Source organism: Croceicoccus bisphenolivorans (genome assembly GCF_001634625.1).
In the GTDB taxonomy this organism is placed as follows: domain Bacteria; phylum Pseudomonadota; class Alphaproteobacteria; order Sphingomonadales; family Sphingomonadaceae; genus Croceicoccus; species Croceicoccus bisphenolivorans.
In genome coordinates, this window is sequence record NZ_LRSE01000008.1 from 16,755 (window position 1) to 41,303 (window position 24,549).

The following is a 24,549-nucleotide window of genomic DNA, read 5'->3' on the forward strand; positions in this document are numbered from 1 at the left end:
GCCGATTGCACATGGAATCAAGCGGAAACATCAGGATACATGCAGGGACGTTGAAAATGGTAGCGGAGGAGGGACTTGAACCCCCGACACGCGGATTATGATTCCAACGGAAGCGCCGTGTAGACGCGTCAACGTAGACTTGGCCAACTCCCATTAAGCGTCTGCTTATGAATTTAACCCACCGGTCTTCTGATCTCTGTGTTGGGATGGGGAGCGGATCCCGCCTATAAGGACATGTTCTTTCCCGTCGCCACTTGGCCCACACAGACCCGACACTCGCGCAGCCATGCCGCGCGATCATGCCACTCGACCAGAGCAACCGGCCGGCGTGCTACGCATGTTTGCCGGTCGAAGGGTTGGCGTTCCTGATTGATGTGTTTGGAGACTGTGCCTGACTGGAAACGAGTATCGGACTGCTCGCTATGTTGTCATGGAACAGATTGGATCCTCCAGGTTCAGTGCAAATACATTCCAGCTGAAGAGGATCGCTTTGGCCGGGTACTCCAGCGTTTGCGAGCGAACCGGAAACCGGACATGATGAGCATCTGACGCATTGATCTCATTCTCGATGCGGTCGATCGTCCATGTCGAAAACCACCCTAGATCGCAACGGCCTCGCCCAGGGCAGCCAGTAGTGCGGCGGTATGCCCGGCGATTTCCTCCTGTGGGCGTTCATGCTCCAACGACGTTTCCAGAACACGCGCTGCATCCGACACGGCCGTGAAGCCCAGACTGCCGGAGATGCCGCATAATTTGTGGCTGCGCTCTATTGCCGCAATACGCTCGGCGCTGCCCATCTCGCTGTCCTGACTAGCCGCCGATCCTGCAAACCAGTCCAGCTCCTCGCCCAACCGCGCCTTGAACCGGGCGCGGAGGGCCACGAGCCTGCTATCGATATCGGTCATCGCACGGCCGCAAGCGCGTCAGAACAGGCGGCTTATCGCGATCGCCGCATAGCCGTCCCTGTCCCGCCCGTCGGTTTTACCCACCCCGCCCGACAGGCGAAGCTCCATGTTGCGGGCGATGGCGGTCGACGCGAACAGGCCCACGGCATGCCGATCGTAAGTCTCGTCACCCTGCAGGCTGCCTTCGACACCGATGCGGGTTTGCGAGGGCGCATCGAGCAGCGGGCCGAAACGCAGCTGCGTGTAATAAGCCTCGTCCCCGGCGCCGTAGGACCCGAACCAACCCAGCCGCCAGTTGTTGCCCAGCGCGCCATCGGTGGTCAGCGCACCGTCAACCCGCGTGCCTTCGCGCCGGTTCCCCGGGTCCGACGGATCGGTTTTCGTGTCGGTCAGACGCGGGCCTGCGGAAAAATTGGCCCAGCCCCACGAACCCGATGTCTGATAGACGAGCGCCAGTTCAGCCGACTTGTAATCCGCCTTTATCCGCGTGCCGCCGCTATCATAACGGTATTCGCCCAGCGAAACGCTGCCCCGAACGGCAAGTCCGTTGCCCAGCGAAGCGCCGGGCAGCGCGACGACCGCACCGGCATAGGCGTTGTACCCGTCGCCGACGGTAGCACCGGCATAGGCCACACCATCATCGGGCGCATCCTGCGCCATGGCAGGAGCGGCAAAACCAACGGTCGCAGCACACAGGATCGAGGCGGTGACGCCCGTCAAAACACGCAAACGCATCTGGTGGAAATCCCATCGAAAAGATCGCACTGCTCAAGAGCTTACAGCACTTTGCACTTTCGTCAGAGCATGCTGCTTCGTTATATACAGCAATATGGATGCTCGCATATCGGCAAACGCGTCGGCGATGGAAAACGGAGCCACGGCAAACGGGATCGCCGAACCGGGCGTTCTGAAGGCACTGGTTGTCGACGATGACCCGATGATGGCGGAATTTATCGCCATCGAAATGGAACGGCTGGGTTGCCGTGCCGAAACGGCGAACGACTTCGATGCCGCGCTTGGCATCGTGGCACGCGGTGTCGACATGGTCGTCACCGATTTCCAGATGCCGGGGCGCGATGGGATGGAACTGGTTGCAGCCATTCGCGGGCGCGACCAGGCGGATGCTCCCCTGCACATCGTGATGATGACCGCGCGCGGCGAGGAAGCGGTGATCCGCAGGGCCGTCGATGCCGGTGTTGACGATTTCCTCTATAAGCCGGTGGACCCGCTGCAACTGATGCTGGCCGTGGCCAGCGCGCGCCGGGCCGTGCGGCTGCACCATGTCATTCAGGAACGGAACGCGGCACTGGCCAGCGCGCACGATGCGATGCGCGACGCGCTGGCCCACTTGCAGGACGATATCGACGCGGCGGCAGGTCTTCACGAACGCCTGCTGCCCCGCCCTGAACGGTTGCCCGGCATCCGCGTCGCCCATGTCTATAAACCGGCGGCATCACTGGGCGGGGATTCCATCGGCGCATCGGATGTCGGCAACGGGCGCATCATGTTCTTCGTGATCGACGTGCAGGGGCATGGCGTGCAGTCCAGCCTCGACAGTTTCCATTTCCATCACCGGTTGAAACAGATGCGGCCCACCGGCCCCGATGAACTGGCGCAAACGCTGGCCAGCCTGAACCGCGAGATACTGGAAACGGAAAGCGAGACGTATGCCACTGTCGTTGCCGGTCTGGTCGATCCGGCGGCCGGTCAAGGCTGGCTGATATGCGCCGGACACCCCCCGGCAATCCTGTTCGATGGGAACGTGCAATCCATCGTCGAGACCGGCGGCGCCTTCCCGCTAGGCTGGTTCCCTGACAGCAGCTACACGCCGACCCCCTTCTCCTTCGGGCCGCAGGCAAGGCTCGCAGTCTATTCCGACGGACTATCGGATTGCCGCGACCGGCGCGGGCGCGAACTGGGCGACGAAGGCATCGCCCGTCTGCTGGCGGAATGCCGGACACAGCCTATCGAAACCGTTGGCAGGATGGTGGAATTGACCCTGTCGCTGCGCGATGCCGATCCATCGCTGGTGGACGACATTTCGCTGCTGGTCATCGAGCCTGATCTGGGCGATAGGCAGGCGCCATGAGCGAACCCATCCTGATCCGCGTCGATCACGCACGCCTCGATGCCGCCGTCGCGCCTGCCTTCAAGGACGAGATCTCCGCTCGTGTCACTGCCGGTGAACGGCGCGTCCTGCTGGACCTTTCGGCGGTGCAGTTCATGGATTCGACCGGACTGGGCGTGCTGGTATCTCTGCTGAAACGCATGGGCGGCGACGGGAAGATCGCCGTAGTGGGCGCCGGTCCGGCCGTGCTGAAGCTGTTGCAGCTGACCCGGCTCGACACCCTTTTCACGATCTGCGGATCGGAAGACGAAGCGCGGGATGCCCTTCAGGGCTGATCCGCAGATCCGCGTTCCGGCCACCTTACTGGCCGTTCGTGACTTGTCCGGCTTTCTGCAGAAACGCTGCGCCGACGCCGGGATCGACGATAGCATCGCGCTGGAACTGGACCTCGCACTGGTCGAGGCGGCAAACAACATCGTGCAGCACGGGCTTGGTCCCGACGAAGGCGAGATCGGCCTTTCGGTGGACTTTGCAGGCACGCAAGTAACCATGACGCTCAGCGACAATGGCCCGCCCGCACCGGAAGGATTGTTCGCAACGCCCGCTCAGGCACCGGACCACTTTGCCGAAAGCGGCCGCGGCATGATGATCATGAGCCAATGCGTGGACAGCATCGAGTATCGCCGCGAAGGCGACGTGAACGTGCTTGTCCTGAAGAAGCGCCTACTGCCCCGGTAAGGCTGCGTGTGCGGGGTGCGAACCGACCTCGTTCGTCAATGCCTCGTCCTCCAGGTTCACGACGATCACCGAAGTGACGATCATGATAGCCACGATGAGCAAGTGGCTACGCGCGCGGCGCAGTTTTTCGGAAAACTTCATGCCGGCACCGCGCCTTTCAAGTCAGCCTCGCGCTCTTCGGGCGGTTTCCAGAACGCCGCGCGCACCATCACCGACATCGCGAGAATGTTGTTGAGGCCCCACAGCCCGTTCACGATCAACCCGCCAAGGCTGTATCCCGCAATCCCCAGCGCCAACGCGCCCGCCGCCCATGCGATGGCCACAACGGTCACGATGATGACGGCAACCTGCGGCCAGACGAGCCGGATGAAATTGCCGTCCTGCCGCAACTTGGGCGTTACCGGAAAACTGATCTTCTTGCCCCGCGCCACGGCCCATAGCGCGCCCAGCGAGATCGGGAAGCTGGAGAGGTAAGTCACCTTCCCCTTGAACCCCGAAAGCCCCCAGGTGCCCAGCATGAAGGCCAGCTCGTTCAGCACGAGGAACGGCAGGGCATGGCCGAAGAAATCGCCGGTATAGGCGGCGATCGGGGGGATGGCAGTGAACAGGTAGATGACCGGCGCGACAAGGAACACCACGTTCCACAGCGCCGCGAAATAGGACCAGAACGTCGCGAGATACATGACCCGCTGGCCGAGCGACAGGCCGGGTTTCAGCACCGGGTTGTCGTGGAAGAAGATGTCGAGGCTGCCCCCTGCGTACTTGAAGCGCTGGATCGTCCAGCTTAACAGATCCTGCGGCGACAGCATCTTCGATTCCACTTGCGGATGCAGCACCGTCTTCCAGTTCCGGTCGGTATCGCGGTGAAGCACGATCGTGGAATAGATGTCCTCCGACACATGGAACTTGTACGGGGTCAGCTCCTGCTCCTGCGCGGCCTGCCAGCGGGCCAGAACGTCGCCGCCGTCACCGCGCCGCCGCAGCAGACGATCAAGGCTGGACCGTTTCTCCTTTGACGCATTGGCGATCGCGTCGGCATAGGCACGCAGGGCGACGAACATCACTGCCTCTCGCCGGTGCACCGACCCCGCCCCGCAACAGAACGCGGCATTGGCGCCATTACGGCGGCGCTGGATCACGTCGTAAAACATCGCCGGATCGTTGGCGAAAGGGTCTTCGCCGATGCGGATTTCTCCGGCCACCGCCTCGATCGCGCCGCCCAGCCCACGCCCCAGCGCACCGGCCTTGCGGCCCCAGACATCGCGCAGACGCTCTCCTTCCGGCAGGTCGTAGAACCATTGCGGGGTCTGCACGATGGCAACGTCCGGGTCGCGGAAATAACCCAGCGTGTTTTCAAGGATCGAGGGGAACGGCCGCGTGTCGGCGTCGCAAATGACGAGAAAGTCGGCGCTCGTCTGTTCCATCGCGTTGCGCAAGTTGCCCGCCTTGAACCCGGCGTTGCCCTCACGCGTGATGTAGTTCGCGCCTTCTTCCTGCGCGACGGCCTGCATCAGCGGACGGCTGCCATCGTCCAGCACGTGAACGCGGATATCGATGGGATGCGGATAAGTAATGGCCATCGCATCGCGGATGGAGAGGCGGACGATCTCCTCGTCCTCGTTATAGGTGGCGATGAAGACGTCGACCGAAATCGGCCGGTCAAGGTGCTCCTCGTCCAGCACGCAATCGGCGATATTGGCAGGGGCAGGTTCGCGCGGATAGTCGCGCACCTGCCACAGGTTCGCGGTGAACAGGATCAGGCCGAGATAGGCGCACGTCTCCGCCATGGCCAGCGGGATCGCGAACCACAAGGCATCCGGATTGAGCGATGCCGTCCAACGCCAGTGGATGTAGATGGCACCGGCAATCAGCGAACAGAGCGCCATCACCTGCCAGGCGATCTCGACCGGGCGCGAATGTTCGAGCGGTGCGGGCGGGAGGCGGTCCTCGAACTTCGTGAAGTAGTAGTCTGGCATCAAGCGATCCCGTTTCGTGCCCAAATCGATATGGTGGAAAGTGCCTGAAGGCATTGAATGTTCATGGGATGAACGCGGCGACCTGCTCTGCCAGCGTCATCGGGTCGAACGGTTTGGCCAGTACGCCAACTGCGCCCAGCGACAGGAAGTGGTCGCTTTCTCCCGGCTGCACCCGCGCGGTGATGAACACCACCGGTATCGCCGCGGTTTCAGCCATATCGCGCAGCCGGGCGAGCGTGGTCGGGCCATCCATGCCCGGCATCATTACATCAAGCAGGATGAGGTCCGGCTGCCACTCGCACGCAACCTCCAGCGCCTCTGCACCGGATGAGCAGTCGCGCACGTCCAGAGAAGGTTCCAGCTCCAGCGACAGGCAGACGATTTCGCGGATGTCGGGTTCATCATCCACGTAGAGCACCTTGGCCATCACGCCCCCTTCCGCCGCTCGGCAAGGCGGCGGTCCAGCGTGTCGACCAGCGTTGCAAGGCTCGCCCGCGATTTCACCAGCACTGCATCGGCCGGCGCCGACAGCGACGTATCGTCATCCTGGGCGGTGAACACGACAATGGGCGTGTTGCGGCCATGCAGGGTGGGTATCAGGTCCTTCCCGTCTCCATCGGGAAGAGCATAATCGAGGATCACGATGTCGAAATGCCTTTCCGCCAATGCCGCCTTTGCGCCGGCAAGGGTCTGAACCGTTTCAACGGCATAGCGATCCTGCAACGAGTCCGCGACAAGCATTAGTACGTCGGGATCGTCCTCCACGTGCAGAACTCTCGGCGCGCCGCTGCGCGGTGCATAGGGCCGCGCGGTCCATGCATTGGCGGGCAGGTCGGTATGGAACGTGGTGCCCTCCCCATCCACTGAGCTGAAGGACACCGTGCCGCCGTGACGGGTGACGATTTCCCTGACGATGGAAAGGCCAAGTCCGGTTCCGCCCTTCTGGCGACTGTCAGCCGAATCGGCCTGCGCGAACTTGCCGAAGATACGCGGACGAAATTCCTCCGGAATGCCAGCCCCCTCGTCGATGACATCTATGCGCCAGCGCCGGTCGAGCGGGGTGACGACGATCCGCACCGTCTGGCCCCGTTCGCTGAACTTGACGGCGTTGGAGACAAGGTTCGTCATCACCTGCATCAGCCGATCGCGATCGGCCATGACCGAAGCGTTCGGCGAAACCGGCGCGAGAGCAAGCGAGACACCGTGGGCATCGGCATAGCCCTGATTATCCTCCACCACCTGTTGCAGGAATGTGGCCAGAGACGTCGGCTCCAACCGCATTTCCATCTTGCCGGATTCGATCTTCTCCATGTCCAGAATGTCGTTGATCAGCCGCACCAGTCGTTCGCAATTGCCGCGCGCGATCTGGATCAGGCGCGCCGCCTTGTCCGGCAAGCTGCCCGCCGCTCCGCCCGAAAGCAGCCCCAGCGATCCGGCGATGGAGGTGAGCGGCGTGCGCAATTCGTGGCTGACTGTCGACACAAACTCGCTCTTCATCTGGTCCACCCGCTTGCGCTCCGTCGTGTCGCGAATGATCGCAACGTAGATCGGGCCACTTTCCAGCGGCACCGTGCTGACCGCCACGTCGCAGGGGAAACGCGAATCATCGGCGCGCCGGGCCCACAGTTCCATCGTGCCGCCACGCGATCCCGTTTGCTGGCGGGCAAGACGGCGAACGAATGTCTCGCCATGCCCCATGTCCGGTGCAACTTCGAACAGCAGCCCGATGTCGCGCCGCAGCAAGTCTTGCGGGGCATGCCCTGTCATCTGCCCCGCTGCGCGGTTGGCACTTTCGATTGAGCCGGACGGATTGATGGTGACGATGCCGTCCTGCGCGTTTTCGAAGATGGCTTCCTGCCGCGCGCTGATGTCACGATAACGACGCGTGGCCGCATTTCGTGCGCCGGTTGCACGAAGGCTGGTGAGCACCGCAGTGAACAACAGCACGCCGAGGAGGGCGAAGAGCGCGAAGACGATGCGCCGAACTGCCGAACGCGATGATTGCGCCGCCTTTGCCCGGTCCGCCAGCAGCTGCGCCTCCGCCGCTTCGATAGCGGCGATCTGGTCGCGAATGTCGTCCATCAGCGCCTTGCCACGCCCGTCTGCGACAAGCGCGATGGCATCGGCGCCATGACCGTCGCGGGCAAGGCCGATGGTGCGATCGACAAAGGCGAGCTTGGCATGGGAAAGTCGCTGCAACCGGTCCAGCGCCGCCGAACGTCCGGCACTTGCCTCCAACTTCCCGAACATGCCGTCGAGCCGCGAGCGGGCTTCGGAATAAGGCTCCAGAAAGTCCCGCTGACCGGTCAGCAGGTAGCCGCGCTGCCCAGTCTCCAGATCCTGGTGGATCGACAGCAGCGCCGCGATGTCGCTACGCGTTTCGATCGATTGCCGGACCAGCCGCGACAGTTCGGCATCGCGCTCGAACTCCGAAGAGACGAGCACGAAAACCGAAACGAGCGCGATCGGCGTGATCAGGATGACGGCGAGCCAGGCAGCAAGTTCGCGCTGGCCAAAAGACTGCAATCTCAACGACGATCACACGGCACGGCCCGCAGTCACCTGACGCGAAATAGCCCGACCACCTTTCCGGCACTTCTTTTAGCGCAGTTTGCGCAAAACGGTCATGAATTTAATTATTTAGTGCAACTGGCAAAATCGCTGGCGATGCACCGATGGTCCGGACAAGTACCTGAAAAGTCTCGCTATTAGCTTACAGCCCATTGAATCGCCGTGAAACGAATGGCCGATTGCCGGCCGCTCGCCGCAATTGGCACGCCGGATCACCGGTCTATGCAAACAGGAAGGCAAAGATTTGCAGGATTGGTAGCGGAGGAGGGACTTGAACCCCCGACACGCGGATTATGATTCCGCTGCTCTAACCAGCTGAGCTACTCCGCCCCAAGCGAGGCTGGCCGGTGCGGTTCGCGACCGGCAGGCGCGCCTCTTAGGCATGTGCAGGTGCGCGGTCAACTACCTGTGTGAACCACTTGCGCGAAATGGCCAGCGGCCTGCGAATTCCCATGGTCCGCCGTCGTAGAAATGCATCTCCAGCGCAGGGAAAGCGAAGATCTGCGGCGCTATCGTATCCGCCAGCTGCGCCTGCAACCGCCTTGCTTCGGGCGGCGCGACCTTGTTCTGGATCGTTACGTGCAAACGGGGGCGGTGCATGTCCTGTGCCGTCAGGGTGCCGGCAAAGCGATCGGCGATGCGATCCCTGATCGCGAGCAGCGCCCCGCTGTCGATTGCCAGTGCCGTACCGCGGCCGAGTGAGGTCACGCCCGTCAGGATGGCTTCGGGCGGCGGGCAATCGCGCGCAATGTCCGCCAACAGGCGGCGCAGTTCGGCTTCGCACGATGGCGCGATGGCGTGGAACAGGGTGACATGGGCGGCCAGATGGTTCCGTTCCGGCGGGAAATGGGCCTGCCGCAACCGGTTTGCCATCGCGAACAAGGCAGGCGGCAGCGCTGCGGTCACGATGATCGGACGCGGCTTGTTCCCCTGCTGCATCATTCGGGAACCGGGCGTCCGGTCATGCCAGCGCGGCCACCCTTGTCAGAACGTCGCTTGCGTGTTCCTTGCGGCAGATCAGAAGGTCCGGCAGGTAGGTGTCCGCCTGGTTGTAGACGATCTCGCTGCCGTCGATCCGCGAACAGTGAAGGCCATGGGCCAGCGCTACCGCGACAGGGGCGCAGCTGTCCCACTCATACTGCCCGCCCGAGTGCAGGTAGATGTCCGCTTCGCCGCGCACGATGGCCATGGCCTTGGCCCCGGCGCTGCCCATCGGGATCAGTTCGGCGCCGATCGCCTCTGACACGGCCACCGCCTCTGCGGCGGGGCGCGTGCGGCTGACCACCATGCGCAGCTTTTCGGGCGCAGGGGGTACGGCGCCGGGAACGTCCGTGCGCAGAACCGCGCCAACCCCCGGCAATGCCACCGCGCCGGTCACGGCCTTGCCATCGATGGCGAGGCCGACGTGAACTGCCCAGTCCGCACGTTCCTCGCCATATTCGCGGGTGCCGTCCACCGGGTCCACGATCCACACGCGCTGCTTCGCGAGGCGTTCGTGGGTGTCCTTGCTCTCTTCGGACAGCAACCCGTCGTCGGGCCGCTGCTGGCGCAGGGCATGGACGAGGAACTGGTTCGCGGTCTCGTCGCCGGCCTTGCCCAATGCCTTGCCATCAAACATGCCGCTGGCCCTTACCTCAAGCAGGATGCGTCCGGCGCATTCGGCAAGGTGGGCAGCAAGTTCGGCATCGGTCATCGGGTATCATCTCCGGTTTGGACAGTAACGGCCTCGCCCTGTTTCAGGCCCCAGCCGATGTTGCTCCATGCCCGTTCGTGCATGTAATAAAGCGCGATCTTGGTGATCACTTCGGTGCTGGCGATGGCGCCTGCCGCCTTCGGATTGCCGGTGAACAGCCAGCTCAGCACGAAAGTGTCGATGCTGCCCAAGGCACGCCAGGTCGCCGCCTTGATCATCGAGCGCGAGTGGGCTTCACGCCCGTTGAAAAGGAACATCCCCGTTAAACTCCCCGTCCGCTAATCCCCCCTCTTACTTCAGAGGGAGGATCTTGCGAATGATATGATCGGCCGCTTCCTCGGGCGTCATCTCGACCGTGTTGACCACGATGTCGGGTTCGACCGGGGGTTCATAGGGGCTGTCGATGCCGGTGAAGTTCTTCAGCTTGCCCTCGCGCGCCTTCTTGTAGAGGCCCTTTACGTCACGCTCTTCCGCCACTTCAAGCGGAGTGTCGACGAAGATCTCGATGAACTCGCCATCCGGGATCATCTCACGCACCATCTGCCGCTCGGCCCGGAACGGGCTGATGAAGGCGGTGAGGACGATGAGGCCGGCATCGACCATCAGCTTGGCGACTTCGCCGATGCGGCGGATGTTCTCAATCCGGTCCGCCTCGGTAAAGCCGAGATCCTTGTTGAGCCCGTGACGGATGTTGTCGCCATCCAGCAGGAAGGTGTGGCGGTTCATCAGCGCCAGCTTCTTCTCAACCTCGTTTGCGATGGTCGACTTGCCCGATCCCGACAGGCCGGTGAACCACAGCACGCGCGGCGTCTGGTTCTTCAGGCCGGCGTGGCTTTCGCGGGTGATGTCGGTCGGCTGCCAGTGGATGTTCTGCGACCGGCGCAGCGAGAAGTTCAGCATGCCCGCCGCGACCGTCGCGTTGGTGATCTTGTCGACAAGGATGAACCCGCCCAGCGTGCGGCTGTCGGCATAGGGTTCGAACACCAGCGGCTTGTCGGTGATGATCTCGGCCACGCCGATCTGGTTCAGTTCCAGCGTCTTGGCGGCGAGATGCTCCAGGCTGTTGACGTCGATCTCGTACTTCGGCTGCTGCACGGTGGCCGACACGGTCTGCGTCGCCAGCTTCAGCCAGTAACCGCGCCCGACATGCATCGCCTCGTCCGCCATCCACACGATCGTCGCCTCGAACTGGTCGGCAACTTCGGGCGGCGCGTCGGCGGCGGCAAGCACGTTGCCGCGCGAACAGTCGATCTCGTCCTCCAGCGTCAGCGTGACCGACTGGCCCGCGACGGCTTCTTCAAGGTCCCCGTCAAAGGTGACGACGGACTTCACCGTGCTCGTCTTGCCCGAAGGCAGCACGCGCACGGCATCGCCCGGCTTCACCGTACCGTTGGAGATCAGGCCGGAGAAACCGCGGAAGTCGAGGTTCGGGCGATTGACCCACTGAACCGGCATGCGGAAATACCCTTCCGCATCCAGCGAGGAGCGCACTTCCACGCTTTCGAGATGCTCGACAAGGCTGGGGCCGGAATACCACGGAGTGTTTTCCGACGGGGCAGTGGTGATGTTGTCGCCCTTGAAGCCGGAGATCGGGATCGCGGTGAAGCTCTCGATGCCGATTTCCTTCGCGAAGGCGGCATATTCCGCGACGATCGCGTCGAACGTGGCCTGATCGTAATCGACAAGATCCATCTTGTTGACCGCCAGCACGATGTTCTTGATGCCGATCAGGTGGCACAGGAACGAGTGCCGCCGGGTCTGGATCAGCACGCCCTTGCGCGCGTCGATCAGGATCACGGCCAGATCGGCGGTCGATGCGCCGGTCACCATGTTGCGGGTGTACTGTTCGTGCCCCGGACAGTCGGCAACGATGAACTTGCGCTTTTCCGTATTGAAGAAGCGGTAGGCGACATCGATGGTGATGCCCTGCTCACGCTCTGCGGCAAGGCCGTCGACCAGCAGCGCGAAGTCGATTTCCTGCCCCTGCGTGCCGACACGCTTGCTGTCGGATTCCAGCGCGGCAAGCTGGTCTTCGAAGATCATCTTCGAATCGTAGAGCAGCCGCCCGATCAGCGTCGACTTGCCATCGTCCACCGACCCGCAGGTGATGAAACGCAGCATCGTCTTGTGCTGGTGCGTTTCAAGGTACTGGTCGATATCCTCTGCGATCAGCGCTTCGGTCTTGTAGACGGGGTCGTTCATCACGTCGCTCATCAGAAATACCCCTCCTGCTTCTTCTTCTCCATGCCAGCGCCGCCCGCATCCTTGTCGATGGCGCGGCCCTGCCGCTCGCTGGTCGTCGTCAGCAGGGTTTCCTGGATCACTTCGGAAAGCGTCGCCGCCTCGCTCTCGACAGCACCCGTCAGCGGGTAACAGCCCAATGTGCGGAAACGGATCGAACGGTCCATCGGCACTTCGCCGTCCTTCAACGGGAAGCGTTCGTCGTCGACCATCAGCAACATGCCGTCACGCTCCACCGTCGGGCGTTTTTCGGCGAAATAGAGCGGAACGATCTCGATCTGCTCAAGCTGGATGTATTGCCACACGTCCAGCTCGGTCCAGTTGCTGATCGGGAAGACGCGGATGCTCTCCCCCTTGTTCTTGCGCGCGTTGTAGAGGTTCCACAGTTCGGGGCGCTGGTTCTTCGGGTCCCAGCCGTGACTGGCCGTGCGGAAGGAGAAGATGCGCTCTTTCGCGCGGCTCTTCTCCTCGTCACGGCGCGCACCGCCGAAGGCCGCGTCGAAATTCCACTTGTCGAGCGCCTGCTTCAGCCCTTCGGTCTTCCACATGTCGGTGTGCAGCGGGCCGTGATCGAACGGGTTGATCCCCCGCTCCTTCGCCTCCGGATTCTGGTAGACCAGCAAGTCCATGCCCGCATCTTTCGCCGCCTTGTCGCGCAAGTCGTACATGGCGCGGAACTTCCACGTCGTGTCGACATGCAGCAGCGGGAACGGCGGCGGCGAAGGGTAGAACGCCTTCTTGGCCAGATGCAGCATCACCGCGCTGTCCTTGCCCACGGAATAGAGCATGACCGGATTCCCGGCCTCTGCCACCACCTCGCGGATGATGTGGATCGCCTCTGCTTCCAGTCTCTGGATATGGGTCAGGGTCTTGCTGTCGGTCATGTCGGGTCCGCGTGGGGTGTAAATCGAAGGTGGGGCAGATGGCATCGCCCCCGCCCTATTGCACCTCCCATATGGTAGGTGTATTGAAAATACGCCATGCGCTTCCCCGCTCTCGACGAAACCGACCTGTTGGTGCCCCTGCACGAAGGGCAGTTCGAACAGCCCTTGTGGCAGACATTCCTCGCCCGCCTGCGCGCGGCGGGCAGCGTCGGCGGGGCTGCGATCCTGCTGCACGGCGCTGAAACGGTGGAACTGGTTTCGGGCAGCTTCCCGTCCGGCCTGCTCGGCGAAATCGCCACGGCCAATCCTGCGTTACGCGACGGGCGTGTGTACGACAGATCGGAACTGGACGGGGTCGATACGGACGTCGCGGGCCTTCGGGTCATGCGCCTCCACCCGCGCGGCGACATCGGGGCGACGCTCGCCCTGATCGACGAGAGGCCCATCGGAGCGGCGACTGGCAGCCTGCTCGCCTCGCTCGCCCCGCACTTTCGCGCCGCGCTGCGCACTTTCGCGGCACTGGAACGCGAACGCACCCGCGCGGAACTGAGCGAAGGGGTCATCGCGCGGATGAACTTCGGCTGGATCTCGCTGGACCGCCAGTGCCGCATCGTCGACCTCAACGCCCCGGCGGACCGCGTGCTGCGCCTGTCGGGCCTGCTGCGGCGCGGTGCCTACGACCGGCTGGTCCCCGCCTCCCCCGCCGCCGACCGCGAACTGGGCCAACTGGTCGCGCGCTGTGCAGAGGAACCCGACATGCGGCCCCATGCGCTCAACCTGTCGCGCGATCCGTGGATCGACTTGCTGGTAACGCCCGTACGGGTAGAGGGGCTTGGCACCGGCGGGCAGGCAGTGGCGCTGGTCTACCTGCGCGGCGATCGTTCATCACAGGCCGACCGGCAGGAACAGCTGGCCGACCTGTTCCAGCTCACCCCCAGCGAGGCGAAGCTGGCATGGTCGATGGCGCAAGGGCTGTCGATTGCGGAGGCGGCGGAAGAACACGGCCTGACGACAGAAACCGCGCGCTATTACTCGAAGAAGATCTACGCCAAGACCGGCGCGCGCGGGCAGGCCGACCTGGTCCGCCACATCCTGACCGGTGTGCTGGCGCTGGCCTAGATGTGAAACGGGGCGCGAACCCAATTGGTTCACACCCCGCATACCACCAGCCAAAACTAGCAGGATCAGATCATGCCAAGCGCAGCCATGTAGGTTTCCAGCACTGCTTCCTCGTGCTCGAAATCTTCCTTCTTCTGCTTGCGGATGCGCATGATCTTGCGCATCGCCTTCACGTCGAAACCGCGGGCCTTGGCTTCGGCGAAAACGTCCTTCACGTCCTCGGCAATGCCCTTCTTCTCTTCTTCAAGGCGTTCGGCCCGCTCGATCAGCAGGCGCAGCTCGTCAGCCGTCACATTGTTGACGCCCATCGCCTGATCCGCACCGCCGATGGTTGCGACTTCGTCTTCCATGTCTGAATCCTTCCGATTTGGGTGAGGCGAGGGTCTGCGAACAAGCGACCACTCGCGAGAATCACGAAGCGCCGCTGATAGCCGCCTGCGCGTTCACGGTGAAGTGCGGGCCGGCGATTTCCACCGACACACCGCACGGGCCTATCGCGCGTTCTTTGCCACGCTCTCTTCCATGCGGGCCAGTTGCTCCGGCGTGGCGGGCGTCTGGTAGCGCTCCTTCCACTCGTCCATCCCCATGCCATGGATCACGGCCCGCGCCTCCGCCTTGTCGCCATCGAATCCGGCATCGCGAATCCAGTCGGCAAGGCAGTTGCGGCAAAATCCCGACAGCCCCATCAGGTCGATGTTCTGGGCATCGTGGCGATGGCGCAGATGGCGCACCAGCCGCCGGAACGCCGCAGCGGCGACCGCGTCGGGCAGCGCGTCCAAAGTGTCATTTTCGCTTACGGGCATGTCGGGATCACAGGACAAGTCGTTTTGCTCCAGTTTTCATGGCGTCATCGCGGTTGCGCATAGTGCTGGCAATCAATAGGCCTCGCAACACAGCATTCCCTTCAGGCGCAGGTATCCTCACGCGTGAACAAGTTCGACCCACGGGGCCGCAAGGTCAAGATTCTCGCAACTCTCGGTCCGGCCAGCCGTGACCCGGACATGATCGAACGGCTGGTGAAGGCCGGGGCGGATGCCTTTCGCGTCAACATGAGCCATGGGGAACACGAAACCCACGCCGAAACGATTGCCGCGATCCGCGCGCTGGAAAAGAAGTCCGGTCGCCCGATCGGCATCCTGTGCGACCTTCAGGGCCCGAAACTGCGCGTCGGCAAGTTCAAGGAGGGCAAGGTCGTCATCCCGCACGGTCGCCACTTCACGCTGGACCGCAAGGACGAGCCCGGCGACGAAACCCGCGTCCAGTTGCCCCACCCCGAACTGTTTGGCCTGCTGCAAAAGGGCCAGCGCCTGCTGATCGACGACGGCAAGATCCGCCTGCGCGTGATCAAGGCGGACGAGAACGAGATTCTGTGCAGCGCCGAAGTCGGCGGTGTCATTTCCGACCGCAAGGGCGTGAACGTGCCCGACGCGGAAATCCCGATCCCCGCGCTGACCGACAAGGATCGCCGCGACCTTGCTTTCGCCGTGCAGCACAAGGCGGACTGGATCGCGCTTTCCTTCGTGCAGCGCCCCGAAGACGTGGCCGAAGCCCGCCGGTTGATGGGCGGCTACGGCGCGCTGATGGCCAAGATCGAGAAGCCGCTGGCGGTGCGCCACCTCGACGGCATCCTCGAACTGTCGGACGGGATCATGGTCGCGCGCGGTGACCTTGGCGTCGAACTGAACCCGGAAGAAGTGCCGCCGCTGCAAAAACGCATCGTCCAGCAGGCCCGCGCGGCGGGCAAACCCGTTGTCGTGGCGACGCAGATGCTGGAATCGATGATCGAAAGCCCCGCGCCGACCCGCGCGGAAGTGTCCGACGTCGCCAATGCGGTCTACGACGGGGCAGACGCGGTCATGCTCAGCGCCGAAACCGCCGCGGGCCAGTGGCCGCAGGAAGCGGTGACGATCATGGACCGGATCGCCGGACAGGTCGAAAAGGACCCCGGCTATGACGAGCGTATCCGTTTGACGGGCGTGGAGCCGGACGCGACGACATCGGACGCGCTGGCGGCGGCCTGTTCCTCGATCGCGCGAACACTCAATATTTCGGCCATCACCGTTTTCACCGGTTCCGGCAGCAGCGCGCGGCGCGTTGCGCGCGAACGCCCGCGCGTACCGCTGCTGGTGCTGACACCCGCGCTGTCCACCGCGCGCAGGCTGGCGCTCCTATGGGGTGTCCACGCGGTGCAGACGAAGGACATCGGCAGCTTCGAAGAGATGATTGCCAAGGGCAAGCGCATGGCGCTGCGCCACGGTTTCGGCACAGCTGGCGGCAAGATCATCGTGCTGGCGGGCGTTCCCTTCGGCACGCCGGGCGCGACCAACCTGCTGCATGTCGTGACGCTGTCGGGTGACGAGCTGAAACGCTACGAAGGGCAATGATGCGCGCCGGCGGTTGCAGGCGGTTTCGCTTGCAACCGCTTGACCGAATCCGCGCACACTAGCAAGGGGCTGGCCATGCAGTTCCTTTCGGACAATGCCGCCCCCGTCCATCCCGCCGTCTGGGAAGCGATGCGCCGCGCCGACGCGACCGACGCGCCTTATGACAACGATGCCCTGTCCCGTTCGCTGGACCGGGCGTTTTCGGACTTGTTCGGCATGGAATGCGCGGTGCTGTGGACCAGCACCGGCACGGCTGCCAATTGCCTTGCGCTGGCAACACTGGTGCCTCCCTTCGGCGGGATCGTCTGCCACGACGACGCGCATATCGAACAGGACGAGGCAGGCGCCCCGGAATTCTTCACCCACGGCGCGAAACTGATGCTGGCCCACGGCCCGCATGCGAAGCTGACGCCAGCCAGCATTGATGCCGTCATCGATCCGATCCGCAACGACATCCACCGCGTCCAGCCAACCGCCATCGCCATTACGCAGGCAACCGAACAGGGCTGCGTCTACTCCCCCGGCGAACTGGCGGCGCTGACCGCCCATGCAAAGGCAAAGGGGCTGAAGATCCACATGGACGGTGCGCGTTTTGCCAATGCCGTGGCGCATCTGGATTGCGCGCCGGCGGATGCTGGCCCTGCCCACGGCATCGACACTCTGTCGTTCGGCATGATCAAGAACGGCGGTATGAGCGCCGAAGCGCTCGTCCTGTTCGATCCGGCGAAAGCGGCAGAGGCAAAGCGCCGCCACAAGCGCGCAGGCCAGTTGCAATCGAAGGGGCGCTATCTGGCGGCGCAGCTGCTGGCCATGCTGGAAGGTGACGTGTGGCTGGATAACGCCCGCGCCGCCAACCTTGCCGCCGCCACGATTGCGAAGGCGGCTGGTGAACGCCTGCTCTATCCGTGCGATGCGAACGAGGTATTCGTCGCGATGTCCCCTGCCGAGCGTGAGGCGCTGCGCGCGCAAGGTTTCGGCTTCTACGACTGGGGCGCCGATGCCGCGCGGTTCGTCACCGCGTGGAACACCGATGCGACCGATGCGGACAAGCTCGCCGCCGCGATTGCCGCGCCATGACCGGGCCTGCCCATACGATCAAGCCGGCCAAACGCGAGCGGCTGCCGTTTACCGACCCGCGCGCCTTTATCCCCTTCGCCCTCGTCGCGCTGATCTGGGGTTCGACGTGGCTGGTCATAAAGGACCAGATCAGCGTGGTTCCGCCAAGCTGGACGATCACCTACCGCTTCACGATCGCCAGCCTCGCCATGCTGGGACTACTTGCCGTGCGGGGCGAAAAACTGCGGATTTCGCGGGCGGGCCTGCCGGTCGTGCTGATCGTTGCGGGTACGCAGTTCGTGATGAATTTCCACTTCGTCTACCGCGCGGAACTGACCATCACGTCGGGCATCGTCGCGCTGTTCTTCGCGCTGATCATGATCCCCAATTCGATCCTTGCGTGGGTGTTCCTGCGCGAAGGGGTGTCGCGCGGCTTCGTCGCCGGATCGGCGGTGGCCATCGCGGGCGTGTCGCTGCTGCTGGTGCACGAATTCCGGATGGTCGGCACCGGCGGGGCACTGGCAGGCGTGGTCCTTGCCGTGCTGGCCACCGTCTCCGCATCCGTCGCCAACGTGACGCAGGCGAGCGAGCGAGCACACGCGGAACCGTTTATGCCGCTGCTGGCGTTCAGCATGATGACGGGCACCGCGATCAACGCGGTGCTGGCGCTGGCGCTTGACGGCCCTCCGGTGTGGGACCCGCGCCCGGCCTACGGCCTTGGGCTTGCCTATCTCGGCATCGTGGGATCGGTCATCACCTTCCCGCTCTATTTCACGCTGATCCGCAACATGGGCGCGGGGCGCGCGGCCTATATCGGGGTGGCGACGCCAATCCTCGCCATGCTGCTGTCGACGCTGTTCGAAGGGTACGTCTGGACGATGCTGACGGTCGCGGGCTCGCTACTCGCACTCGTCGGGCTGGCCGTCGCGTTGAAGGCACGCAGCTAGCCCTTCGCGGTATGTCGGAAAGAGCGGGCGCCAGCCCAGCACCCGCTTCGCCTTGCCGTTGGCAACGCGGCGGTTCTCCGCATAGAACCCGCGCGCCATGGGCGACAGGTTCGCCTCGTCCATCGTCTGCATCGGCGGAACGGGCGCGCCCAGCATCCGGCAGGCGTGTTCGATCAGCTCGTTCTGGCTGCACGGATAGTCGTCGGCCAGGTTGTAGGCACCCGGCGGGCCATCGATGCCAAGCAGCACGCCCGATGCGATATCGTCGACATGCACACGGCTGAACACCTGCCCTGCAATATCGATCCGGTGCGCCCTGCCCTCCCGCACACGGTCAAGCGCCGAACGGCCCGGTCCGTATATCCCCGGCAGGCGGAACACCCGCGCGCCCAGCCCCAGCCAGTCTGCATCGGCATCGCTGCGCGCGGTACGGCGGCCGGTGCCGACCGGCGCGGATTCGTCCACCCACGCCCCGCCCGCATCGCCATATACGCCGGTGGAGGAAAGATATCCCAGCCACTTGCCGGAACCGGCCAGCAGATCGCCATAACGGCCAAGCACCGGATCGCCGCTATCCCGGTCCGGTGGTACGGAGGACAGCACGTGGGTCGATGCCGCCACTTCTGCCCGAACGCGACCATGGTCGCCGAAATCGACCGTGCCGCCGCGTCCCGTTCCGGCCACCGCCCAGCCGCTGGCGCGCAGCAGGGCTGCGATACGACCCGCCGAATATCCCGTTCCGAACACAAACATGCGCATGATGCATCCGCCTAACGTCACTTGCCGTGCAAATGCCACGCTTTTTCCATCGATCTGTCCAGTTTCGCCAATTCGCCCTTGCCTATGGCGGGTGAAGGCGCATCTATCGCGACATGGATATCGCAACCACACCATCGAACCCCGCCGGCAACCCGGAAATGGCGGACGCCGCCGTCGAACCACACGATCCCGCCACGATCCGGCGCAAGGATTACACTCCGCCGTCTTGGCTGGTCCCCGAAATCCGGCTGGACTTCGACCTTGGCGTCGAACTGACCAAAGTGGTCGCGACAATGCGGGTGGAACGCAATCCCGCCGGTGACGGAGACCAGACTCTGCACTTATGCGGCGACAATATCGCGGTGATGAGCCTGAAGGTCGATGGCGAATCGGCCGAAGGCTGGTCGATGAGCGGTTCCAACCTGCTGCTCCCCCTGCCCGGCGCGGCCCATACGGTGACGATCGAAACGCACCTCCATCCGGCGACGAACAGCCAGCTGATGGGTCTCTATGCCTCCAACGGGATGCTGTGCACACAGTGCGAGGCGGAGGGTTTCCGCCGCATCACCTTCTTCCCCGACCGGCCCGACGTCCTGTCGAAATACACCGTGCGGATGGAAGGACCGAAAGACCTGTTCCCGGTCCTGCTGTCGAACGGCAACCTTGCCGATCAGGGCGATAACGGCGACGGTACGCACTGGGCGCTGTGGGACGATCCCTGGCCCAAGCCCAGCTACCTCTTCGCGCTGGTTGCCGGACAGCTTGTCGCCAACCGCGACACCTTCACCACGATGGGCGGTCGCAAGGTCGACCTCGCCGTCTGGGTCCGCGAAGGCGATCTGGAGCGTACCGACCACGCGATGCGCAGTCTGATCAATTCGATGAAGTGGGACGAGGATACTTTCGGCCGCGAATACGATCTGGACCAGTTCAACATCGTCGCCGTGTCCGATTTCAACATGGGCGCGATGGAGAACAAGGGTCTCAACATCTTCAACACCCGTTACGTCCTGGCCGATCCGGAAACGGCGACCGACGGGGATTATGACGGAGTGGAGGGCGTTGTCGGCCATGAATACTTCCACAACTGGTCGGGCAACCGCGTCACCTGTCGCGACTGGTTCCAGCTGAGCCTGAAGGAAGGCTTTACCGTGTTGCGCGACCAGATGTTCAGTGCCGACATGGGCTCCGAACCGGTCAAGCGGATAGAGGATGTGCGCATCCTGCGCGCCGCCCAGTTCCCGGAGGATTCAGGACCGCTTGCGCACCCGATCCGGCCCGATTCCTATCAGGAAATCAGCAACTTCTATACCGCGACCGTCTATAACAAGGGCGCCGAAGTCATCCGCATGATGCACACGATGGCAGGAGCCGAGGCGTTCCGGAAAGGCACCGACCTCTACTTCGATCGCCACGATGGCGAAGCCGCGACTTGCGAGGATTTCATCAAGGCGATGGAGGATGGCGCGGGGCTGGATCTGGCCCAGTTCCGCCTGTGGTACGAACAGGCCGGTACGCCCAAGGTTGCGATGCGCACCACGTTTGACCAGTCGCAGGGCGCGGTCACGCTGCATCTTGAACAGAAAGTTCCGGCAACGCCCGGACAGGCGGACAAGAGGCCGATGCCCATCCCGCTGAAAATCGCGCTGTTCGACCGTGACAGCGGCTCGCACGACGGCGAGAAGCTGCTGGTGCTGGACAAGGCGAAAGACAGCTTCACTTTCGACGGTTTCACCCGACCGCCTGTCGTGTCGGTCAACCGCGGCTTCACCGCCCCGATCCAGCTCGATGCCGAAGTGCTGGACGAGGATCTGATGTTCCTTGCCGCGCACGACGACGATGCCTTTGCGCGGTACGAGGCGCTGCAGCAGCTGGTGACGCGCGAACTGCTGGGCGCGATCGAGCATGGGCCGGACGAAAAGCGCCGCGCCGCGATTGCAGAGGCGATGGGCGCGGTGCTGGACGATCCGGCCATCGACGATCTGATGCGCGGCGAACTGCTGATGCTGCCCACGATCACGTTCCTGATGGAACTGGCCGCACCGGCCGATCCGGTGGCGCTGCACATGGCGCGCGAACGGCTGAAGGCGCATATCGGCACGCGCCTGCGCGACCGCCTGATCGCCATTCACGAGCGTACTTCGGCGGTGCCCTACAGCCTTGATGCCGCCGCACGCGGCGCGCGCAAGGTGAAGACGCTCGCGCTGGTGCTGCTGACCGCCGCCGACAAGAAGGAAGCCGCCGCCCGCGCCGAAGCGCAGTACCGCGCCGCGAACAACATGACCGACCGTCAGGGCGCTTTGATGGTGCTGGCGGGCATCGACTGCCCGGCCCGCACCGAACTGCTGGCCGATTTCCATGCCCGGTTCGCGGGCAATGCGCTTGTCATCGACAAGTGGTTCGCGCTGCAGGCAGGCTCGCTCGACCCCAAGGTGCTCGACAATGTCGCGGCGCTGGCCAGCCACGCCGATTTCACGATCAAGAACCCCAACCGCGTGCGCAGCCTCTACATGACGCTGGCGGGCAATCCGGCGGCGTTCCATGACGAAAGCGGGCGCGGTTATCGCATGATCGCGGACCTCGTGCTCGCACTCGATCCGATCAACGCGCAGACGGCGGCGCGGTTCATTCCCGCACTGGGCCGCTGGCGCAAGATCGAGCCGAAGCGCGCCGCGATGATGCGCGGCGAACTGGAGCGGATTGCCGCATCGCCCACCCTGTCGAAGGACACCCGCGAACAAGTGACAAAGAGCCTCGATGGCTGACGTCGTCAAAGCTGCATCGCTGGAAGAGACTGCCCACGGCTTCCTTGGCCGGCGCGGCGGCGTTTCCACCGGCCAATACGCGTCGCTGAACGTCGGCACCGGATCGCCAGACCTGCCCCGCGCGGTGGAGGCAAACCGCACCATCGCGGCGGACGCGGTCCTGCCGGGGGCGGAACTTGCCACCGTTTACCAGGTGCATTCCGCCGATGTCGTGCGCATCGACACGCCCTTCCCCATGGATGCGCGGCCCCATGCCGACGCGATGGTGACGGACAGGCCCGGCGTGCTGCTGGGCATCCTGACAGCCGATTGCGCGCCGGTCCTGCTGGCCGATGCCGATGCAGGCGTGATCGGCGCGGCCCATGCGGGCTGGCGCGGCGCCTTTGCAGGCATATGCGCCAATACCGTCGCCGCGATGGAGGAACTGGGCGCTAACCGCGGCAATATCCGCGCAGCCATCGGCCCGTGCATCGCGCAGGCAAGCTACGAGGTGGACGAAGGGTTCTACTTGCGCTTTCTGGCAGAGGACGAGGCGTTCGAGCGTTTCTTCAAACCAGGACGCGCCGGCCACCACCAGTTCGACCTTGCCGCCTTCGTCGCGGCCGATCTGGCCAGGGCAGGCGTTTCTCGCGTCGAGATCACGGGCCTCGACACTTATGCCGATGAAGACCGCTATTTCTCCTACCGCCGCGCGACGCAGGCAGGAGAGGACGGCTACGGACGGCAGATCAGCCTGATCGGCCTCTAACCCAGGGCAGGCACGATCAGCGCGGTAAGGCAGCTTGTCGACAGCACCAGCGTGAACGCGATCCGCAGCTGTAGCAGCGATCGGGCCAGTTCGCGCGCGGGCGAAACGGCGGTGATGCTGAGCATGTAGAGCGCCGCCAGCAACAGCGGCAGGGCCGGCAACCCGCGAATGAAACTGGCCATCAGGATTTGCATCGTCTTCCCCGCTCTTGCGGAAAAGACCCTTGCGCCGGACACGTTAAGACGCATCCGGCGCGGGATAGGCAATGCTACCTAGCCGGCGGCAAACCGTGCCTTTCGTCAGTTGGCGACGATCTTCAGACCTTCGCACATCGCAAGGAAAGCGGCATAGGCACGCTCGGCCTCCGCCTTGTCGTATGCAGGGGAATCCGGAACGGTCCAGCCATGGTCGGCGGCATAGACCTCCACCTCCCCCATCGCGCCCGATGCGGCCAGCGCCTCGCGCAGCTTCGTCTTGGCCTCCGGCTCTTTCGCATCGTCGTTGCGGGCAATCGCGAACAGGTAGTTGGCCGGGCTGGTCAGCATCCGGTGCGGGCTGTCGGGCGCGTCTGTCGCCAGGCCGCCGCCATGCATCGACGCCGCAACCTTCACCCGCGAGGATGCCTTGGCAGCATAGACCGGCCATGAACCCGTCATGCAATGGCCGCGCGCACCCATCGACTGCGCCTTGTCGACCACGTCCTGCTCGTCCAGCCACGCGACGATGGCCTTGGCATCGGCCATGATCGTCTCGCTGCTGAACTTGTTCCGGTAAGGCGTGACCTTGGCGAAACCGTCGTTGCCGGCAAAGTCTGCGAAATCCTCGAACGTCGCATGGCCCTCGTCGCGCCAGTACGGGTCGGGGACGATCACGGCGTAGCCTTCGCCGGCCAGACGTTCGCCCATGGCCTTGCTTGCGGGGCGAACGCCGGCGATGTCGGGCCACATGATGACGGCAGGGTGATTGCCGGCAGAGGGGTGATAGAACCAGCCGCCCATCGTGCCGCCCGCCGTCGGGATCGCGACTTCGCCGCTCATCACCGATCCGCCGGTGGCTGCCGGGGTCGCCTCTGCATCGGTGCCGCCGCTGGCGTTGCAGGCCGCGAGCATCGCCGCGCCGCCGCCCGCGGCAATCACGCCGGAAAACTGCCGGCGATTGATGCCGCGCGCCTCACTGCTGCGTCGGGCAAATTCGGCAAGCTGTTGCTGGTCACACATAATTCGAAGCTCCTGCTCCCCCATCCACTATCGAGGATAGGGCGATGCGGGCCTCGATCAACCCTCATCCTTCGCGGAAGTTGAGTTCCAGCAACACGTTGTTGGGATCGCGCACGAATACCTGCACCAGCGAAATGCCCGATACCCCGCCGACGCGGTAATCCAGCCCCCGCGCATCCAGCCGCGCGCGCATCTCTTCCAGCCCCGTGCAATTCAGCGCGACATGATCGACCGATCCGGTCTGCCCGCCCAGCTTGTTCGCGTAAGGCCCCTTCCGGTCCATCCGCGCCCTATCGACCAGGTGGAAGATCGGTCGCCCGCCCGCATCGCACAACCACTGGACCAGATCGGGCTGCAGCGGTTCGGGCGGATCGCGCTGTTCAAGGCCGAGAACGTCGCGGTAGAACGACACCGTTCCGGCAAGATCGCCCGTGACGATGTTGACGTGATCGAGTGTCTCTACGCGCACGGGCTATCT

26 protein-coding genes and 1 tRNA gene are annotated in these 24,549 nt (G+C 63.9%); 9 read left to right on the forward strand and 18 right to left on the reverse strand.

From position 1 onward, the window contains the following. Positions 1-599: 599 nt before the first annotated feature. The gene (locus A7A77_RS10135) at positions 600-905 is read right to left on the reverse strand and encodes an Hpt domain-containing protein (protein ID WP_066557216.1); all 306 of its coding nucleotides are present in this window, start codon (positions 903-905) and stop codon (positions 600-602) included. An 18-nt stretch (positions 906-923) separates the two neighbouring features. Next, on the reverse strand, positions 924-1,640 hold the full coding sequence (gene bcsS / locus A7A77_RS10140) for a cellulose biosynthesis protein BcsS (protein ID WP_066557219.1): 717 nt from the start codon (positions 1,638-1,640) through the stop codon (positions 924-926). 127 nt (positions 1,641-1,767) lie between these two features. On the opposite strand from bcsS, the gene A7A77_RS10145 reads away from it, so the two are divergent. The 3 genes from A7A77_RS10145 to A7A77_RS10155 are packed head-to-tail and all read left to right on the forward strand — an operon-like array spanning position 1,768 to position 3,711. Then, on the forward strand, positions 1,768-2,994 hold the full coding sequence (locus A7A77_RS10145) for a PP2C family protein-serine/threonine phosphatase (protein ID WP_216635576.1): 1,227 nt from the start codon (positions 1,768-1,770) through the stop codon (positions 2,992-2,994). Then, complete coding sequence (locus tag A7A77_RS10150) at positions 2,991-3,308, forward strand: STAS domain-containing protein (RefSeq protein ID WP_066557222.1); 318 nt, start codon at positions 2,991-2,993, stop codon at positions 3,306-3,308. The genes A7A77_RS10145 and A7A77_RS10150 overlap by 4 nt, the downstream gene beginning before the upstream one ends. After that, positions 3,292-3,711, forward strand: coding sequence for an ATP-binding protein (locus A7A77_RS10155; protein WP_066557225.1), 420 nt, complete (start codon positions 3,292-3,294; stop codon positions 3,709-3,711). Before A7A77_RS10150 ends, A7A77_RS10155 begins: the two co-directional genes overlap by 17 nt. Here A7A77_RS10155 and A7A77_RS17860 read toward each other — a convergent pair. The 10 genes from A7A77_RS17860 to cysD all read right to left on the reverse strand — a co-directional run bounded on the left by A7A77_RS17860 (position 3,697) and on the right by cysD (position 13,076). After that, positions 3,697-3,852 carry a hypothetical protein gene (locus A7A77_RS17860; RefSeq protein WP_156500514.1) on the reverse strand — a complete coding sequence of 52 codons (156 nt, stop codon included), beginning with the start codon at positions 3,850-3,852 and terminating at the stop codon, positions 3,697-3,699. The two genes, A7A77_RS10155 and A7A77_RS17860, sit on opposite strands and share 15 nt — an antisense overlap. Next, entirely contained in the window at positions 3,849-5,687 is a 1,839-nt protein-coding gene (locus A7A77_RS10160; protein ID WP_066557605.1) for a glycosyltransferase, read from the reverse strand. The genes A7A77_RS17860 and A7A77_RS10160 overlap by 4 nt, the downstream gene beginning before the upstream one ends. A 61-nt stretch (positions 5,688-5,748) precedes the next feature. Beyond that, a complete protein-coding gene (locus A7A77_RS10165) occupies positions 5,749-6,114 on the reverse strand; it encodes a response regulator (RefSeq protein ID WP_066557228.1) in 366 nt (121 codons plus the stop codon). Continuing rightward, positions 6,114-8,219 carry an ATP-binding protein gene (locus A7A77_RS10170; RefSeq protein ID WP_082836050.1) on the reverse strand — a complete coding sequence of 702 codons (2,106 nt, stop codon included), beginning with the start codon at positions 8,217-8,219 and terminating at the stop codon, positions 6,114-6,116. Before A7A77_RS10170 ends, A7A77_RS10165 begins: the two co-directional genes overlap by 1 nt. A 292-nt stretch (positions 8,220-8,511) precedes the next feature. After that, positions 8,512-8,588 (reverse strand) — tRNA-Met (locus A7A77_RS10175). 72 nt (positions 8,589-8,660) lie between these two features. Then, positions 8,661-9,200: a 2'-5' RNA ligase family protein gene (locus tag A7A77_RS10180; protein ID WP_342668656.1), complete on the reverse strand. Its 540-nt coding sequence runs from the start codon at positions 9,198-9,200 to the stop codon at positions 8,661-8,663. A 19-nt stretch (positions 9,201-9,219) separates the two neighbouring features. After that, positions 9,220-9,951: a 3'(2'),5'-bisphosphate nucleotidase CysQ gene (locus tag A7A77_RS10185; RefSeq protein WP_066557236.1), complete on the reverse strand. Its 732-nt coding sequence runs from the start codon at positions 9,949-9,951 to the stop codon at positions 9,220-9,222. Then, the gene (locus A7A77_RS10190) at positions 9,948-10,208 is read right to left on the reverse strand and encodes a DUF2061 domain-containing protein (RefSeq protein WP_066557238.1); all 261 of its coding nucleotides are present in this window, start codon (positions 10,206-10,208) and stop codon (positions 9,948-9,950) included. Before A7A77_RS10190 ends, A7A77_RS10185 begins: the two co-directional genes overlap by 4 nt. 34 nt (positions 10,209-10,242) lie before the next feature. Further along, positions 10,243-12,165, reverse strand: a complete 1,923-nt coding sequence (gene cysN / locus A7A77_RS10195) for a sulfate adenylyltransferase subunit CysN (protein ID WP_066557241.1) — start codon at positions 12,163-12,165, stop codon at positions 10,243-10,245. Then, a complete protein-coding gene (gene cysD / locus A7A77_RS10200; RefSeq protein ID WP_066557243.1) occupies positions 12,165-13,076 on the reverse strand; it encodes a sulfate adenylyltransferase subunit CysD in 912 nt (303 codons plus the stop codon). The genes cysN and cysD overlap by 1 nt, the downstream gene beginning before the upstream one ends. 96 nt (positions 13,077-13,172) lie before the next feature. On the opposite strand from cysD, the gene A7A77_RS10205 reads away from it, so the two are divergent. Continuing rightward, positions 13,173-14,195: a helix-turn-helix transcriptional regulator gene (locus tag A7A77_RS10205; protein WP_066557244.1), complete on the forward strand. Its 1,023-nt coding sequence runs from the start codon at positions 13,173-13,175 to the stop codon at positions 14,193-14,195. 65 nt (positions 14,196-14,260) lie between these two features. On the opposite strand, the gene A7A77_RS10210 is transcribed toward A7A77_RS10205, so the two are convergent. Both A7A77_RS10210 and A7A77_RS10215 read right to left on the reverse strand, forming a co-directional pair. Further along, positions 14,261-14,503, reverse strand: a complete 243-nt coding sequence (locus A7A77_RS10210; RefSeq protein ID WP_066557611.1) for a DUF2312 domain-containing protein — start codon at positions 14,501-14,503, stop codon at positions 14,261-14,263. A 183-nt stretch (positions 14,504-14,686) separates the two neighbouring features. Continuing rightward, the gene (locus A7A77_RS10215) at positions 14,687-14,998 is read right to left on the reverse strand and encodes a DUF1244 domain-containing protein (RefSeq protein ID WP_066557245.1); all 312 of its coding nucleotides are present in this window, start codon (positions 14,996-14,998) and stop codon (positions 14,687-14,689) included. Between the two features lie 123 nt (positions 14,999-15,121). Here A7A77_RS10215 and pyk point away from each other — a divergent pair, with 123 nt between their 5' ends. The 3 genes from pyk to A7A77_RS10230 all read left to right on the forward strand — a co-directional run bounded on the left by pyk (position 15,122) and on the right by A7A77_RS10230 (position 18,582). Then, a complete protein-coding gene (pyk, locus tag A7A77_RS10220; protein ID WP_066557248.1) occupies positions 15,122-16,579 on the forward strand; it encodes a pyruvate kinase in 1,458 nt (485 codons plus the stop codon). Positions 16,580-16,654: 75 nt separating this feature from the next. After that, on the forward strand, positions 16,655-17,656 hold the full coding sequence (locus A7A77_RS10225; protein ID WP_066557613.1) for a threonine aldolase family protein: 1,002 nt from the start codon (positions 16,655-16,657) through the stop codon (positions 17,654-17,656). Further along, positions 17,653-18,582 (forward strand): DMT family transporter, encoded by a 930-nt coding sequence (locus tag A7A77_RS10230; protein WP_082836051.1) that lies wholly within the window; start codon positions 17,653-17,655, stop codon positions 18,580-18,582. The genes A7A77_RS10225 and A7A77_RS10230 overlap by 4 nt, the downstream gene beginning before the upstream one ends. On the opposite strand, the gene A7A77_RS10235 is transcribed toward A7A77_RS10230, so the two are convergent. Then, on the reverse strand, positions 18,535-19,341 hold the full coding sequence (locus A7A77_RS10235; protein WP_066557250.1) for a Rossmann-fold NAD(P)-binding domain-containing protein: 807 nt from the start codon (positions 19,339-19,341) through the stop codon (positions 18,535-18,537). The genes A7A77_RS10230 and A7A77_RS10235 overlap by 48 nt on opposite strands. A gap of 113 nt (positions 19,342-19,454) precedes the next feature. Here A7A77_RS10235 and pepN point away from each other — a divergent pair, with 113 nt between their 5' ends. Both pepN and pgeF read left to right on the forward strand, forming a co-directional pair. Continuing rightward, positions 19,455-22,106 carry an aminopeptidase N gene (pepN, locus tag A7A77_RS10240; protein WP_066557252.1) on the forward strand — a complete coding sequence of 884 codons (2,652 nt, stop codon included), beginning with the start codon at positions 19,455-19,457 and terminating at the stop codon, positions 22,104-22,106. Beyond that, a complete protein-coding gene (gene pgeF / locus A7A77_RS10245; protein ID WP_066557255.1) occupies positions 22,099-22,854 on the forward strand; it encodes a peptidoglycan editing factor PgeF in 756 nt (251 codons plus the stop codon). Before pepN ends, pgeF begins: the two co-directional genes overlap by 8 nt. Here pgeF and A7A77_RS10250 read toward each other — a convergent pair. From A7A77_RS10250 to A7A77_RS10260, 3 genes are all read right to left on the reverse strand, one after another. Next, on the reverse strand, positions 22,851-23,036 hold the full coding sequence (locus A7A77_RS10250) for a hypothetical protein (protein WP_156500515.1): 186 nt from the start codon (positions 23,034-23,036) through the stop codon (positions 22,851-22,853). The two genes, pgeF and A7A77_RS10250, sit on opposite strands and share 4 nt — an antisense overlap. A 117-nt stretch (positions 23,037-23,153) precedes the next feature. Then, complete coding sequence (locus A7A77_RS10255; protein ID WP_066557259.1) at positions 23,154-24,071, reverse strand: dienelactone hydrolase family protein; 918 nt, start codon at positions 24,069-24,071, stop codon at positions 23,154-23,156. Between the two features lie 64 nt (positions 24,072-24,135). Then, positions 24,136-24,540, reverse strand: coding sequence for a VOC family protein (locus A7A77_RS10260; protein WP_066557260.1), 405 nt, complete (start codon positions 24,538-24,540; stop codon positions 24,136-24,138). Between the last annotated feature and the right edge of the window lie 9 nt (positions 24,541-24,549).